This is a genomic window from Dyadobacter flavalbus, from assembly GCF_006149045.1.
In the GTDB taxonomy this organism is placed as follows: Bacteria; Bacteroidota; Bacteroidia; order Cytophagales; family Spirosomataceae; genus Dyadobacter; species Dyadobacter flavalbus.
This window is the reverse complement of record NZ_VBSN01000069.1, coordinates 34,908-51,122: the sequence shown is the minus strand read 5'-3', so window position 1 is coordinate 51,122 and position 16,215 is coordinate 34,908. Positions and strand designations below refer to the sequence as shown.

Sequence of the window (16,215 nt, the reverse complement as noted above, 5' to 3'; positions counted from 1 at the left end):
ACCATATCTGGTACAATTATATACGTATAATTAGCATCAGTAAAAAAATTTCGTCCGAACCATACACTTGACTTTATGCGCTCAGCTTTATTCCTGATTGCTTTTTTTGCCATTATCAATACATCTTATGCCGGAGGTATCAGCGGACGGATCACAACAAAAAACGGAGAACCGCTTCCCTATGCAGGCATTGCGGTAAAAGGCACGAGCAACGGAACCATGGCCAATGAAGAAGGCGCTTATGAATTTACCTTATCGCCAGGCACTTACGAAATTATATTTCAATATCTTGGATTTAAAAGTGTTAACAGAACTGTAACGGTCGGCAATGATTTTTCAGAAATTAACATACAACTGGAAGAACAGGCGCTTAATCTGCAGGAAGCGACTGTAGGAAACGGCAAGGAAGATCCGGCTTATTCCATTATGCGCCGTGCCATTGCCAAAGCGCGTTTTCACCAGCTGCAATTGCGCGGGTACACGGCCAAAGTTTATTCAAGGAGTACGGCACTGCCTACAAAAATTCCTTACCTTGTGGAAAGCAGACTGAAAAAGGAAGGAATTCAGGAAGGAAAGGCAATTCTGAATGAAAGTGTGGCCGAAATAAAATACCGCAGGCCAAATACTTATCATCAAAGGGTAATATCAACGCGCAACAGTCTCGATAATAGCATTCCTTCTCCGAATGAATACATTCTGGCCAGTTTGTACAGTCCGGAAATCGCCAATACCATTACGCCGCTTTCGCCGAAGGCATTCAGTTATTACCGGTTTGAGTATGAAGGTTTCTTTGAAGATCAGGGCCAGATTGTAAACAAAATCAAGGTCATTCCGAAGGCTTACGGCGAAGGCGTTTTCAAAGGAAGTTTATTCATTCTGGAAAATCGCTGGTCGATTCACAGCTATGACCTGCAGACGACAACAAGCGGATTGAACATTTCGGCCAAACAGATTTTCAGCCCTGTCCAGAATGTGTGGATTCCTGTCAATCAGCAATTTCGTATCGATGGCAGTTATCTTGGCTTTGCGGGTGAATTCAGGTATCTGGTTTCGATCAAATACAATGATCTGGATGTTGATCCCAATTTGCGTGAAGACATCGTCATTGCAGATCACAAAAAAGAAAAGGTTGCAACAAACGGCCAGCGCAAAAAAGATCTTGAAGAACTCATTAAAGACCAAAAGGAGTTTTCCACAAAGAATTTCAGAAAGCTGACCAAGCAGTTTGAAAAGGAACAGAAGAAGGAGAACAAAAATGCAGCAAGCAACCGCCTCGTGCGCCAGGATTCCATTACAATTGATTCCATGGCGAATAAAAGGGATACGACTTACTGGCAAGCGCTACGCCCGATTCCGCTCACAAAATCCGAGGTTTCAAGCTATGTTTTGCAGGACAGCATTCAGGAAATAAAAGAAGCAAAAAAGGTAAAATCAAAGCCGGATTCATTGTATTTCAAACCTTTTCATATTGTAACCGGCAACACATACTCGCTGGGTTCCGGCAAAACTTTTTATTTCAAAAGCCCTTTGCTTTCCATTACTTACAATACCGTTGAGGGAAATGCCATAAACCTGCTTACCGAATGGCAGCGAAAATGGAACAAAGGTTATTTCTGGAGTGTACGTCCGCTTGTTCGTTACTCGTTCGGCAGAAAACGCGTTTATGGCAATCTGGAGACAAGCATTGGCAACGACAAATGGAGCTTCATGCTTTCCGGCGGTGAAATGGCCAGCCAGATCAATCCGAACAATCCGATTCCGCCGCTTCCAAACAGCATTGCAGCGCGTTTCTTCGACCGCAGTTTTATGAAACTTTATCAGAAGCAATATGCAATGGCCGAATTTTCACTTTATAATATAGGCGATATTTTCAGTTTGACGGGCAATCTGCAGTACGAGCACCGAAAGGAACTTTTCAATCAGGAAACGGCCCGGCCTATTTTCTTCTGGGACAAATTCAGTTACACGCCAAACCGGCCGGTTAACCGCGAACTTGCAAATACCGGATTCAACGAACATAATGCCTTGCTGCTTGATTTAACGGTTAATATCCGTCCGTGGCGCAGATACCTCATCCGAAACGGTGAAAAAAGATATTTACGGAGCAAAGGCCCTTCTTTCGGGATCAGTTACAAATCCGGGCTGCCGGTCGTCGGAGATGTGGATTATTCCATGTTACAGGCAAATATCCGTCAGAACCTGAACCTCGGCCCGCGCAGCAATCTCGAATATTTTGTGAACGCAGGCGCATTTCTGAGCAAAAACCAGATTTACTTTCCGGATTACCGGCATTTTATGGGCAATGAATTCTTCTTTCAGTACGCTTATCCGCCGGATCAGTTCAGGATGCTGCCTTATTATCTGTACAGCACATCCAAACGCTTTTTTCAGGTTCATGCCGTCTGGACTTTACAGCGTTTTGCACTGACGAGGATTCAGGCCTTGCGCGTTACGGGTATTTCAGAAACCTTGCAGTTTCATTATCTGAGTGTTCCGACGATGAACAATTATGAAGAACTTGTTTACGGAATTGATGATATTCTGCGCGTTATCCGTCTGGAAGGCGTTGTTCAGTTTCATGGAAGTCATTATAAAGGGATTGGCTTCCGAATCGGAACGTCGCTCAAATTCGGAAGATAATCCCTGAATAATTTACCTTACTTTTTCCGCTTTTAACCTCGGCGATCCTTTGGTCATGGACGGATAGGAATTGTTTTCTGCATTCACGTCCGCCATTCTCTGGCTCGGGTCAATCACAATGCGCTGAATATCGGCCAGATTTCGTTCAATCGAAAAGGAATATTCCGGATAAGTCCAGCCCCAGTCCGATAAAAGCGTTGTTTTTGTATACAGGTTTTCACTTTTTTCACAACGCATCATTTCCAGCGGAATGTAAAAGTTTTCCTGCGTTCCGTCCTTATAACTTACTACAACATCCAGCGGCATCGGCATCTGTCCTTTTCTTTCCAGCACAATGTCCGTATTGCTTCCGTTTGCAACAGCTTCTTTAATACCGTAATCAATGGTTTTGGTTGTTCCCACAAAATCTTCCCAGTACCAATCCAGTTCCAGGCCGGATTCCTTTTCCATGATGCGTTTCAGGTCGGTCGGGTTAGGATGTTTAAATTTCCATTCGTTGAAATACCGCTTCATTCCGCTTTCCAGTTTGCCTTTTCCGATGATATAACCAAGCTGGTTCAGAAAAACAGCTCCTTTGGAGTAACTCGCAACACTGTAAGCGCGATTGGTATTGTAATGATCGGCATGCGTTGTCAAAGGTTCTTCAAGGCCGGATTTAACAAGATTGATGTAACTCTGCGTCGTGCTCCGCTGCGGATCGGACTTGGAAGGAAACAGCTCGGCCATCACGAGATTCTGCGCATAGGTAGTGAAACCTTCGTCCATCCAGGAATATTTGGATTCGTTCGTTCCCAGAAGGCCCTGAAACCAGCTGTGAATAGATTCGTGAACCGTTACGCTGATCAATGCCGGAAGGTTCAGACGACCGGTTATCAACGTAGCCATCGGATATTCCATACCGCCGTCTCCGCCCTGAACCACAGAATACTGCTTGTAAGGATAACGTCCGAATTTTTCGTTCATGATTTTAAAACAGCGCACGGCAAGCGGTTCCATTTCTTTCCAGACGCTGGCAAGCGTATCCGTCTGGTAAAAAAAGTGCATGTCCAGATTATCGTCCACTTTCATAACGTCATGCTGATAACCACGGTCGGCCGCCCACATGAAATCATGGACTTCAGGAGCAATGAAATGCCACGTCAGTTTATCGCCGGCTTTATGCTTTACTTCTTTTTTGGAATAGCCGTGCCCGATTTTGTCCGGATTCTGAAGATAGCCCGTCGCAGCAACGACATAGGCCGCGTCCAAAGTCAGTTTTACATCAAAATCGCCCCAGACGCCATAGAATTCCCTTGCGATGTACGGGTTTGCATGCCAGCCTTCATAATCGTATTCACACATCTTAGGATACCATTGTGCCATGGAATAGTCAATGCCTTCGCTGTTGTCGCGTCCTGTGCGGCGGATCTGAACCGGAACCTGCGCATCGAATTCCAGGTCAAAAGTATGCTGCGTTCCGGGAAGGATTTTTTCATTGAGCGTCACTTCCAGAATCGTCCCGACTTCCTTGTACGTTACCGCCTTGCCGTTATGTTTGAGAGAAGTAATACGTTCATATCCGATTTCGGAAGGCGACAGCTTTGAAATACGGTCTTTAACCCGAGAATCCGGATCGCTGATTGTTCTGGAACGGACATCCATCTGGCTTCCCGGCTGAAATGCATTCAGGTACAAATGATAGAATACCTTCGTCAGCGTGTCCGGAGAATTATTGGTATAAGTCAGCTTTTGCGTTCCCTTATACTGATGCTTTACAGCATCAAAATCCACATTCATTTGATACTTAACCCTTTGCTGCCAGCGATTACTTTGTGCGGAAACGGATATTGTAACAGAAGCAAGAAACAGTACTACTAATTTAACTTTCATTCTTAACATTAATATAATAGATAGTCATGCAAAATAGCAGATTTGCTCGGTTTTGCGGTAAAAAATAATTACTGGACACAGGTTTTATCCTTTGTTGACAAAAAGAATACGGGAATTTGCCGATCTGGGCATCATTCTCTACACCGGATTTGTGCAAAAACCGCATTCATATCTGATTTAAGGCATTTTAAACGGAAATACATAAACAACAGGCTTTTGGCATATTATTGGTAAATACCTAAGCATAACAATTCATCTGAAACTTAAACTATTTGTCAATCATGCTTAAATGGACTGTAATTTTTCTGATAGTTGCAATCATAGCCGGAGTACTTGGATTCGGCGGTATCGCTGCGGGAGCGGCAGGAATTGCTAAGGTTCTATTCTTTGTTTTTCTGGTATTATTTGTATTGAGCCTGATCAGCCGCGGAGTTGGCCGATCCTGAGATATTGAAAAACACCACAAATATAAAAAGCGGATTTTCATCCGCTTTTTTGCTATACGTTCATTCCGGTTCTGTTTTTATTCCCATTCGATCGTTGCAGGCGGCTTGGATGAAATATCATATACAACCCGGTTCACACCTTTGACGCGATTAATGATTTCATTGGAAACTTCTGCCAGGAACACATAAGGCAAATGCGCCCAGTCGGCTGTCATTCCGTCAATGGAAGTTACGGCACGCAGGGCCACAACGCTTTCATACGTTCTTTCGTCGCCCATAACACCCACACTCTGAACAGGCAGCAGCATAACGCCAGCTTGCCACACATCCTCATACAGATTCCATTTCCTTAAACCGCCGATAAAAATGGCATCGACCTGCTGAAGAATGGCTACTTTTTCCGGTGTGATTTCTCCTAAAATACGAATGGCAAGTCCGGGTCCGGGAAACGGATGACGTCCCAGAATTTTAGGATCAATCCCCAGCGTTTTCCCAACAGCCCTTACTTCGTCCTTGAACAAGGTATTCAGCGGTTCCACAATTTTCAGTTTCATGAAATCCGGCAGACCGCCTACGTTATGATGCGATTTGATCGTAGCAGAAGGGCCGTTTATCGAAACGGATTCGATTACATCCGGATAAATGGTTCCTTGTCCGAGCCATTTGACTTCTTCGATCAAGTGTGCTTCCTGATCAAAAATATCGATAAAGGATTTTCCGATTGCCTTTCTTTTTGCTTCCGGATCGGTTAATCCTGCGAGTGCTTTATAAAAATGTTCTTTTGCATCAACGCCTTTGATATTGAGCCCCATATCCTGATAAGAATGCAGCACTTCCTCAAATTCGTCTTTGCGCAAAAGTCCGTTATCCACAAAAATACAGAACAGGTTCGGCCCGATCGCCTGATGCACAAGCGTAGCTGCAACCGTGGAATCGACGCCGCCTGAAAGTGCCATTACAACGCGGTCGTTTCCCAGCCTTTGCCGAAGATGCTGTACAGTCTGTTCCACAAATGATTCTGCCGTCCAGTCTTGGCTGCATCCGCAAATGTTGACGACAAAATTCTGCATCAGCGTTTTGCCCTCCGTCGTATGGGTTACTTCCGGATGGAACTGGATTCCGTACGTCAGCTCATCTTCAATCTTGAACGCCGCAACCCTTACCGACTCGGTGGAAGCAATGATGCGGAAGTTTTCGGGCTCGCGCACAATGGTATCCCCATGCGACATCCAGACCTGCGAAGAATCGGAAATTCCCGTCAGCAAGGAAGAATCAGCATCATTGATTTCCAGGCGTGCACGTCCGTATTCGCGGAACTGCGAAGGCTTTACGTCGCCGCCCAGTACACTGGCCATCAGCTGCGCTCCGTAGCAGACCCCGAGAACAGGCACGATGCCGCGAAACTTGCCTAAATCAACACTGGGAGAATTTTCATCCCGCACGGAACAAGGGCTTCCGGAGAGAATGACACCTTTTATATTGGGAGTGAGTTCAGGGAAATTGTTATAAGGATGGATTTCACAATAAACATTAAGTTCACGGACGCGGCGTGCAATCAACTGAGTGTACTGTGAACCAAAATCTAAAATCAGAATTTGTTCAGTCATATATATATGCTATCTAAAACGCAAAGGTAGCCAGATTGCCCGAAATGAAAAAAATATGTTCAAGTACTATAAACCAGTTCAACAGTACTTTTCGGTGCTAAAATTTAATTTTTTAAGGCGGCCTTGTTCAGACGACTGCTTATGTGTATATTTACCAAAATTTTCAATATAATATCAATATGAATCAAGGAACAGTAAAATTCTTTAATGACTCAAAAGGTTACGGGTTTATTAAAGACACAGAAACAGGACAGGATTATTTCGTACACATCTCCGGTCTTGTTGACGAAGTTCGCGAAAATGACGACGTAACTTTTGACCTTCAGGAAGGACGTAAGGGACTTAACGCGATTAATGTTAAGCTTGCCTGAGGGCCCTTAATATAAAATTCCAAACCGTTTCAAGGCATAAGCTGCGAAACGGTTTTTTTATGCCCTGCCTCTTCGCCCCTCTTTCCTTCCTCCGCTGCTCATTCATACGGCAAAGCAACCGCTGAAACTTTTTTTCTGCACTTGAGCAACTTTGTTTATTCTCTTTGTATCTATAAAACGAACACCGGTACACACCCGCCGTTTATATAAATTAAAAACCTTTTATGTAATCTAAGGTTCTATGTTATACAAAGTACTTACTTTTACATTGTACTAACGGCCGGGTTACAGGATTTCGTTCTTCTCATCTCCTCTTCCTGACAGTTATTAACGATAAACATTTAATCTGTTAGCCATGAAATTCTTTATTAACCTAACTGCAGCATTGCTGCTGACAGGGATTTTTGCATCCGCCCAAACATCTTCCGGCAATGGAAAAGTCTCCGGCTCAGTGCTTGATGAAAAATCCCAGCCTTTCCCGTTTGTCAACATTCTGCTGCTTCATGCAAAAGATTCTGTGCTTGTAAAAGGACTTGCAGCAGATGAAAACGGCAAGTTTTTGTTTGATCAGGTTGCAGAGGGAAAATACCTGACGCTGGTTTCCATGGTCGGTTACCAGAAAAAATACAGCGATGTATTTTCAGTTGCATCCAATTCTGTAAATCTTCCGGCCTTTACATTAAAAACAGACACGCAGTCACTGAATGAAGTAACGGTTGTTTCTAAAAAACCATTTATAGAACAGGAAATTGACCGCACCGTCGTAAATGTGGAAAACAGCATTGTTTCGGCAGGCGCTACGGCGCTGGAAGTGCTTGAACGTGCGCCCGGCGTTACCGTTGACCAGCAGAACGAGCAACTGAAGCTGCGCGGAAAAGAAGGCGTCATTGTTCAGATTGATGGAAAACAGACTTTTTTATCGCAGCAGGAACTCATTACGCTGCTCCGGAACACGCCAAGCGACAATATTGAAAAAATTGAACTGATCACAAATCCTTCGGCAAAATATGATGCGGCGGGAAATTCCGGGATCATCAATATCAAAATGAAACGCAACAAAAACTACGGAACCAACGGAAACGTGAATCTTGGCGCTGCATACGCCCGTTACGGAAGGTCGAGCGCAACGGCTACGATTAATCACAGGGCCGGCAAAATCAGCACTTTTATCAGCGGCGGCGCTTTTTTCAACAAAGGTTTTAACAACAACGACATTTACCGCAAGATTCCGTATGAAAACAAAGTGACCATTTTCGACCAGAGAACGGATCGTGTGAACAAATCACAGTATTACAATGTAAGAGCCGGCGTCGATTATTTTGCAACGGACAAAACCACAATCGGCATACTGGTTTCGGGTTTTCACAACGACTGGAGCAATCCGTACGGCGTAACCAACACGCGGATCCTGAATGAAGACCTTGTTCTTCAGCGGACTTTCAGGACGAATGTTTATAACGGCAGCAAAATGAACAACATAAGCTCCAACATCAATTTCAAGCATCAGTTTAATGACAAAGGAAAAGAGCTGACATTTGATCTGGACTACGTTAATTACGACGGCAAGCAGAAAAGCACGCTGGATACGCGTTATGCCAAACCGGACGGACAGCCGGACGGAAATCCTGAAATTGTAAGGAACAACATGCCATCGAACATCAATATCGGCGTGGCCAAACTGGATTATGCACAGCCATTGGGCAAAGGAAAACTGGAAACCGGATTAAAATCCAGCCTTGTGGCTTCGGACAACAATATGATTTTTGAAATAAAAACGGATGACTGGAACCTGGATCCGAAGCGTTCCAACCAGTTCAAATACTCCGAGAATGTAAATGCCGCATACATTAATTATGGCGGAAGCATTAGCAAAAAAATCAAATATCAGCTTGGGCTTCGCGGGGAACATACGCATTCCATCGGCAATTCGGTAACACTGAATCAGAAGCGCGACCGCAATTATATCAACCTTTTCCCAAGCATATTTCTTTCCAATCAGCTGGATACCAATAACGTAATCAATATTTCTTACAGCCGCCGCATTGACCGCCCGAATTACCAGTCGCTTAATCCGTTTGAATTTTATCTGGACCCTTATACTTTCCAGCGCGGAAATCCGAATCTGAAACCGCAGTACACGAATTCATTCCAGCTTGTGCACGTTTACAAAAGTTTCCTGAACACGACACTGGCTTACAGCCGGATTAAGGATATGATCGCAGATGAGCTTCCGCAACAGATTGCTTCTGAAAACAAGACTTTTGTTACCTCGGATAATCTTGACAATCAGGATAATGTAAGTCTTACCATTTCATTTCCTGTTCCGATCACAAAATGGTGGAAGCTGCAGACCAACTTTACGGGAGTTTACAATCATTATAATTCTATTTATCTGGCTGAAAAACTGGAAATCAAGCAAACGTCATGGAATATGTACGCAAGCAGCCAGTTTACAATGCCGAAAGGCTGGTCTGCAGAGCTTTCCGGCTGGTATAACAGCAGAGCTTTTTACGGATTGTATGCTGCAAAACCAATGGGTATGCTCAATGCGGGTTTGCAGAAAAATATCCTGAACAAAAAAGGAACAATCCGGCTGAATGTGAACGACATTTTCTGGACCAACCGTTTCCGCGGAAAAGCGGTTTACAAGGACATCGACTTTTCAGTCCGTTCAGAATGGCCAAGCCGCCAGTTCAGGCTTACTTTTACTTACAATTTCGGAAATCAGAACGTAAAAGGTGCACGCGAGCGCAATACCGGCTCAGACGATCTGCAGAAACGTGCCAACAGCGGCGGTTAAATCAGGAATATAGGCTTGAAAAAGTCTTTTTCATAATTAGTTAGGTTTGTTATGCAGAAAATCCATCCCCCGCTGTGAGGGATGGATTTCTTATTATCAGTATTATATAAAATTTCAGCTTTTAATTTTCCAGTGCCGCAACGCCGGGAAGTACTTTTCCTTCCATGTATTCGAGCAGAGCGCCGCCGCCGGTGGAAACATAACTTACACGGTCGCCGTATCCTGCATTGTTGATCGCAGAAGCCGAGTCACCACCGCCGATCAGCGAAAATGCGTCGTTATCTTCGGTTACAGCCACAACGGATTCAGCAATGGCATTGGTGCCTTGTGCAAAGTTCGGGAATTCAAACACACCCATCGGTCCGTTCCAGAGTACGGTTTTGGAATTTTTCACGATTTCGGAGAAAACCTTGATCGTTTCCGGACCAATGTCCAGACCTTGCCAGTCATCCGGAATTTCACCTGCTTTCACTACTTTGCGCTCTGCATCGTTGCTGAACTTATCCGCAATCACAGTATCAACGGGCAAAATCAGGTTTACACCTTTGTCTTTTGCTTTTTTCACCAGTTCAAGCGTAAGTTCCTGCTTGTCTGCCTCCAAAAGAGATTGACCGATATTTCCGCCGTTTGCTTTGGCAAATGTATAGGACATGCCGCCGCCGATGATCAGGTTGTCCACTTTGTCGATCAGACGCTCGATGATCAGGATTTTATCAGAGATTTTGGCGCCGCCCATAATGGCCGTAAACGGCCTTTCGGAATGTTCAAGCAATCTTTCTGCATTGTCCAGCTCCGCCTGCATAACGTACCCGCAAACCTTGTCGGTAAAGAATTTGCCGATAACCGCCGTAGACGCATGTGCACGGTGCGCGGTTCCAAATGCATCCATTACCCACACATCACCTAATTTGGATAACTTCTCCGCAAATTCCTCATTTCCTTTTTCCTCTTCCTTGTAAAAGCGCAGGTTTTCCAGCAGCAATACTTCTCCCGGCTGCAACGCGTCAGCCATTTCCTTTGCATTTTCCCCGATGCAGTCGTCGGCGAACTTGATCGTTTTTCCAAGTATCAGCGACAGAGGATTTACAAGGTGCTTCAAAGAGTATTTTTCGGTCGGGCCATCTTTCGGGCGTCCAAGGTGAGACATCAGAATAACAGCGCCTCCGTCATTAAGGATTTTAGTAATCGTTGGAATCGTGGCACGGATACGTGTATCGTCCGTAATCTCGAATTTTTCATTTAGCGGAACATTGAAGTCAACGCGGACCAAGGCTTTTTTGCCTGAGAAATCATAGGAATCTAATGTTGTCATGGGCAGGTAAAATTGTTTTCCATAGGTAACAAATGTAATTTAAATTCTTTATTATATACTATATAAATCAGAAAAGCAAGCATTTATAATAAGTATAATCCAATTATTGATTCTAATTTTTCTATTATTTGATAAATTTGCGAAATTTTCATCAAGCTTCATTTGGCTCCGTTTTCCCGTTGCATTTATTCCAATTATATGGAAATATTCCTGTAAAAAGTCACAGGCTGTTTCTGTTCAAAGAACTTATTTTGTTAATTTTAACTTTACGTAAAATCAGTTTCATCCGTTTACAACGAAGTGCTTCCGAATCCAACAGTGCAGAATACAGGGTTTCCGACGGATCTTCCTCCCAAATATTATCATGATTATTTCTGTTATGTGCTGGATTTCGTACGTAAAAGGTACGCGCATGTCCTGAATGAAAACGAAACGGCTTTTCTGGACAATTACTACGCACTTTCCGAGGATGCACAATGCCTTTTTATCCGTTTCAGTAACCGCAGCAAATCCTTTTTCAGGGTAAACAGCCTCGCCTATTCCGAAATTTCCGACTTGCCTGCGGTTCTGAACGAACTGCTGGAAAAGCATTTTATTGAATCTGTTTGTGAACATCATTCCGACCGCCTGGAAGAGATTATGGATCTTTTCACAAAGCCAGAACATCTGATTTTCACAAAACAGCTTGAACCGGAAATCATGCCTTCCAAAAGCATCCGGAAGCCGGACCTTGTGCGCTGGCTCGTTCATGAATATGACTGTTCCACGTTGCTGAAACTGATTTCCGGATCGGAACCGGTTGTCAAAGTAAGTTATGAAGCGGAAGTTATGCTGATGAAATTCCTGTTTTTCGGCAACCGGAATGCCGATATGACCGAATTCGTGATCCGCGACCTCGGCCATGTCCGTTTCCAGTCCTTTGATGAACAGCATCTGGCCATCCGTTTTGATTCCAGAAAAGATGTGGACGATACTTTGATGGTTTCACTGATGAAGGAAACGTTTGACGCCCTTAAAAACGAGCTGCCGCCGGAAGAAATATTTGACTGGTTTATGAACTGGCAAACCGTAAACGGAATCGGGCTCAGCAGCAAGGCCATGCCTGCTTACAATGCCTTCATACTCCGGGTAAGCGCATGGCTGGAACGTAAAAAGATGTTGTCGCAGGCGCTCACGATTTATCAGCTGACCAACGACGCGCCGGCACGCGAACGAAGAGTACGGCTTCTGTATACGCTGGGCGAAACGGATGAAGCGCTAGCACTTTGTGAAGAAATTGCGGAAAACCCGCAGAACGCAGACGAACGCTATTTCAGTCAGGATTTTTATGAAAAAATCAGCAACAAGAAAAAGCGTGTCGTAAAGCGAACGACGCAGGCGCTGAAAGCGGCGGATGCCATTGAAATTCCGGTTATGTACCGCCATCAGGTCGAGCTGGGTGCGCTGCATTATTACCGTGCGCAGGGATTTCAGGCTTTTTTCAGTGAAAACGAACCTTGGCGTGCGTTGTTCGGGCTGCTATTCTGGGATATTATTTACGATACGAACGTAAAAACCATCCACAATCCCATGCAGCGCGTTCCGTCTGATTTTTTTCTTCCGGACTTTTATTACAAAAGATCCGGACAGCTCCATGAACGCCTGAAAATGGCAAGTACGAAGGAAATTATAGATCAGATTGTCTCGCAGACGTACATGGAAAAATTCGGCATGACGAACGTGCTGGTTCCGTGGTATGAAGGCGCACTGGAAAAAGTACTTACGCTTACATCGCTGCTGAGCCCGCAGCAATTGCATGATGTAATGATCGAGATTGCACAAAATCTCCGCGAAAACACGCGCGGCTTTCCGGACCTGCTCGTATGGAATGAAAACGAGTATGCTTTTATCGAAATCAAATCGCCGACGGATCATTTGTCGTCGCGGCAATTGCACTGGCAGCATTTCTTTGCGGAACACGCAGTACAAAGCCGGATTGTTCGTGTCAACTGGATCAAGGATTAAAAGATTTTCTTTTAATTCAATACAAAATCGGCAACAACCGGCAAATGATCGGACGCGTATTTTTCATCCATGACACGCGTTTCTAGGCTTTTCAGTTTGCTTCCTTTCTTATGCAAAATAAAATCAATCGTTTTTGAAGGGTTTTCAACCGGAATCGTTGGTTTGCAGTCAGAACACGAACTTGTAAAATACGGATTGAAAACAGCCATAACGGGACTTTCCGGAACGGCGTTGAAATCACCTGCCAGAATCATCGGCATTGCTGTTTTTCCAAAATGACTGATAATCGTTTCCGCCTGCAAAAGCCGGTTTGGTTCTTTGAGGCCGAGGTGCGTGCTTGCAAAAATCATTTTCTGCTTCGATGGAAGCTTAACGGTAATTGCAGCAATCGTGCGGTTTTCTTCCGGTTTGTCCGCATGGACCGGCAGGCTGTATTTTACCGAATCCAGAACCGGAAAACGGGAAAGAACGGCAACGCCGTACTCGCCGCCCTGATGATCAATGGCCTTTGAAAAGTAAAACTGCATGCCCGTCAGTTCGGCCAATTGCTGCGCCTGGTTTTTTCCTTTTCCCGAACGCTCCGTGTTCACATCCACTTCCTGAAGCGCCACTAAATCGGGTTTTTCAGCATTGATTACTTTTGCTATGGCTTCCACATCAATTTTATCGCCGGCAGAAGGCGGATTGCAATGATGAATATTGTAGGTCATTACCCTGAAACCCTGTTTTCTGAACTTTGAAACATTCTTGCCGTTATCATCTTTGGCAAAAGCAGATAAAGAAAGAAAAATCAGAAAACTGAACAAAAAATTTTTTGTCGTATACATAAGGAATTTAGGATTTTACGATTTCAAAAATAGTGTTTACATCAGATTCTATGCCTGTATTTTCCAGATTTTGCTAACATTACATCGCCAATGAACTTGATATGGAAACTTTCTCTTAAAGAACTTCCGGCAACTTCAACGAACCCTTTTTGTTAAATACGGCTTGTAAACGGAATTACGGCAATCAAACAAATACAGACAAAAAAGTATAAAGTAATGTTTACAAGCTGAAAACAGGCCGTTTGGCCGACAAATAGAAAATGCCGGTTTTTAGTATTGAAAAGAGGAAGTACATTTACCTGCATTATGTTCCTGAAAAGGATGATGCTTTTACATTTATCCAACATTAATCTATTATTTACATGAAAAAAACAGTGTATTTCTGCTGCTTTCTACTGACGCTGATCACCGGCAGCAGCAATCTTTTTGCGCAGGGAAAACCTTTATACACCAATCCGATCGGTCTTCAGGCGTATACGTTCCGCGGCAGCTGGCCCAAAGGCATTGAAGCAACGCTGGATACGATCAAATCCTTGGGCGTAACGGAAATGGAAGGCGGCCCGATCAAAGGAATGACTACGGAAGAACTGCGCAAGCAGCTGGATAAAAGAGGCATCAAAATGGTTTCCATCGGTGCGGATTACAATGCGCTGAGCCAAAGTACCGAACAGACGATCAAGGATGCCAAAACTTTGGGCGCTAATTACGTAATGGTTGCGTGGATTCCTCACGGAAAAACGTTTGACCTGGAAACGGCAAAAAAAGCAGTAGCCGATTTCAACAAGGCCGGAAAAGAACTGAAAGAAGCCGGCATTACGCTTACGTACCATAATCACGGTTACGAATTTTACCCGTACGAAGACGGAACGCTTTTTGATTACATTGTAAAAAACACCAATCCGGAATATGTTTCTTTTGAAATGGACGTGCTTTGGGCTGCTTTTCCGGGACAGGACCCTGCCAAACTGCTGCTGAAATATCCTACGCGCTGGAAACTGATGCACCTGAAAGATCTGAGAAAAGGCGTTGAAGGCAACTTGTCAGGCGGCACGCCTACGACCAATGACGTGGCGCTCGGAACCGGTTCCATTGACATTCCTTCCATTCTGAAAGCAGCGAACAAAGTCGGGATCAAGCATTATTTTATTGAAGACGAAAGTCCTTCTTACCTGAAACAGATTCCGCAGACCATTGCGTACATAAAAGGTTTGAAAGAGTAGCATTTTTGTCAGTACAGCCGTTTTTTTATGATCAAGTAAGTAACAGACCTGTCATCAGAACGACAGGTCTGTTTGAGATTTTCGCAGGAAAAATGGTCCGTTTTACACAATTCAGAAAATACAAACTATGGAACCAGCATTGTTGAATCAGGTCCCGTCGCTGGATTTGGCCGATTTCACTTCGGGAGAAATACAGAAAAAGGAACAATTTGTTGCAGCCCTGGGCGAAGCTTTTACCAACATCGGATTTGTAGCCATCAAAAATCACGGCCTTGACGAGAATCTGCGCAATGAGCTTTACGATGCAGTAAAGGAATTCTTTTCACTGCCGGATGAAGTCAAGAAGAAATACGAATTTGCAGAACTTTTCGGGCAAAGGGGTTATATAGGAAAAGGAAAAGAAACGGCGAAAGGCTTTAAAGTAGCCGATCTGAAAGAGTTTTATCATGTCGGGCAGCCCGAGCCAATCGGCAACATGCCTTCCAATATTTTTCCCGATGAACTTCCAGATTTTGAAAAATATACGCTGGAAGTTTACAAAACCTTTGAAAATACCGGAAAAACGCTGCTGCGCGCCATTGCGTTATACCTGGAATTGCCGGAAGATTATTTTGAAGACAAGGTGAAAAACGGCGACAGCCTGCTGCGGGCACTGCATTATTTCCCGATCCCGAATCCCGAACTTGTACCCGAAGGAGCCGTACGGGCAGCTGCGCACGGCGATATCAATCTGATTACGCTGTTGATGGGTGCCAGTGCCGAAGGGCTGGAAGTACTCCGAAGAGACGGCGAGTGGATTGCCATTACCGCGCTTCCCGATCAGATCGTTGTGAACGTAGGCGATATGCTCGACCGCCTGACAAACCATAAGTTAAAATCCACGATTCACCGGGTTGTCAATCCGCCGCGTGAAAAAATGGGCACCTCACGTTACTCCATTCCGTTTTTTATGCATCCACGGGCCGATATGAACCTCAAAAGTCTTGAAAGCTGCATAACACCCGAAACACCAAAGCTTTATACTGACATGACCGCCGGAGAATTTCTGGACGAACGGTTAAGAGAACTCGGATTAAAGAAATAAGAACCGTTGTCCAGCCCATCTATCCGCCGCTTCCG

11 protein-coding genes are annotated in these 16,215 nt (G+C 44.4%); 7 read left to right on the top strand and 4 right to left on the bottom strand.

Features of this window, described 5'->3' with window-relative positions; all coding sequences use genetic code 11:
* Positions 1-75 precede the first annotated feature (75 nt).
* Complete coding sequence (locus FEM33_RS22085; protein WP_139014152.1) at positions 76-2,640, top strand: DUF5686 and carboxypeptidase regulatory-like domain-containing protein; 2,565 nt, start codon at positions 76-78, stop codon at positions 2,638-2,640.
* Positions 2,641-2,652: 12 nt separating this feature from the next.
* Here FEM33_RS22085 and FEM33_RS22080 read toward each other — a convergent pair whose 3' ends face one another.
* Positions 2,653-4,509 carry a M1 family metallopeptidase gene (locus FEM33_RS22080; protein WP_139014151.1) on the bottom strand — a complete coding sequence of 619 codons (1,857 nt, stop codon included), beginning with the start codon at positions 4,507-4,509 and terminating at the stop codon, positions 2,653-2,655.
* Positions 4,510-4,790: 281 nt separating this feature from the next.
* Here FEM33_RS22080 and FEM33_RS22075 point away from each other — a divergent pair, with 281 nt between their 5' ends.
* On the top strand, positions 4,791-4,955 hold the full coding sequence (locus FEM33_RS22075) for a DUF1328 family protein (protein WP_138281181.1): 165 nt from the start codon (positions 4,791-4,793) through the stop codon (positions 4,953-4,955).
* A 77-nt stretch (positions 4,956-5,032) separates the two neighbouring features.
* Here the strand turns inward: FEM33_RS22075 and guaA are convergent, their stop codons facing one another.
* Positions 5,033-6,562 (bottom strand): glutamine-hydrolyzing GMP synthase, encoded by a 1,530-nt coding sequence (gene guaA, locus FEM33_RS22070; RefSeq protein ID WP_139014150.1) that lies wholly within the window; start codon positions 6,560-6,562, stop codon positions 5,033-5,035.
* 179 nt (positions 6,563-6,741) lie between these two features.
* Here guaA and FEM33_RS22065 point away from each other — a divergent pair, with 179 nt between their 5' ends.
* The gene (locus FEM33_RS22065; protein WP_026628253.1) at positions 6,742-6,933 is read left to right on the top strand and encodes a cold-shock protein; all 192 of its coding nucleotides are present in this window, start codon (positions 6,742-6,744) and stop codon (positions 6,931-6,933) included.
* A 355-nt stretch (positions 6,934-7,288) separates the two neighbouring features.
* Positions 7,289-9,733, top strand: coding sequence for a TonB-dependent receptor (locus FEM33_RS22060; protein WP_139014149.1), 2,445 nt, complete (start codon positions 7,289-7,291; stop codon positions 9,731-9,733).
* Positions 9,734-9,854: 121 nt separating this feature from the next.
* Here FEM33_RS22060 and FEM33_RS22055 read toward each other — a convergent pair whose 3' ends face one another.
* Entirely contained in the window at positions 9,855-11,045 is a 1,191-nt protein-coding gene (locus FEM33_RS22055; protein WP_139014148.1) for a phosphoglycerate kinase, read from the bottom strand.
* Between the two features lie 318 nt (positions 11,046-11,363).
* Here FEM33_RS22055 and FEM33_RS22050 point away from each other — a divergent pair, with 318 nt between their 5' ends.
* On the top strand, positions 11,364-13,049 hold the full coding sequence (locus FEM33_RS22050) for a VRR-NUC domain-containing protein (RefSeq protein WP_229214362.1): 1,686 nt from the start codon (positions 11,364-11,366) through the stop codon (positions 13,047-13,049).
* An 11-nt stretch (positions 13,050-13,060) separates the two neighbouring features.
* Here the strand turns inward: FEM33_RS22050 and FEM33_RS22045 are convergent, their stop codons facing one another.
* Complete coding sequence (locus FEM33_RS22045; RefSeq protein WP_139014146.1) at positions 13,061-13,876, bottom strand: endonuclease/exonuclease/phosphatase family protein; 816 nt, start codon at positions 13,874-13,876, stop codon at positions 13,061-13,063.
* Between the two features lie 362 nt (positions 13,877-14,238).
* On the opposite strand from FEM33_RS22045, the gene FEM33_RS22040 reads away from it, so the two are divergent.
* Together FEM33_RS22040 and FEM33_RS22035 are read left to right on the top strand one after the other, a co-directional pair.
* A complete protein-coding gene (locus FEM33_RS22040) occupies positions 14,239-15,096 on the top strand; it encodes a sugar phosphate isomerase/epimerase family protein (protein WP_139014145.1) in 858 nt (285 codons plus the stop codon).
* A 127-nt stretch (positions 15,097-15,223) separates the two neighbouring features.
* Positions 15,224-16,180 carry an isopenicillin N synthase family dioxygenase gene (locus tag FEM33_RS22035; protein ID WP_139014144.1) on the top strand — a complete coding sequence of 319 codons (957 nt, stop codon included), beginning with the start codon at positions 15,224-15,226 and terminating at the stop codon, positions 16,178-16,180.
* The last annotated feature ends 35 nt before the right edge of the window (positions 16,181-16,215 follow it).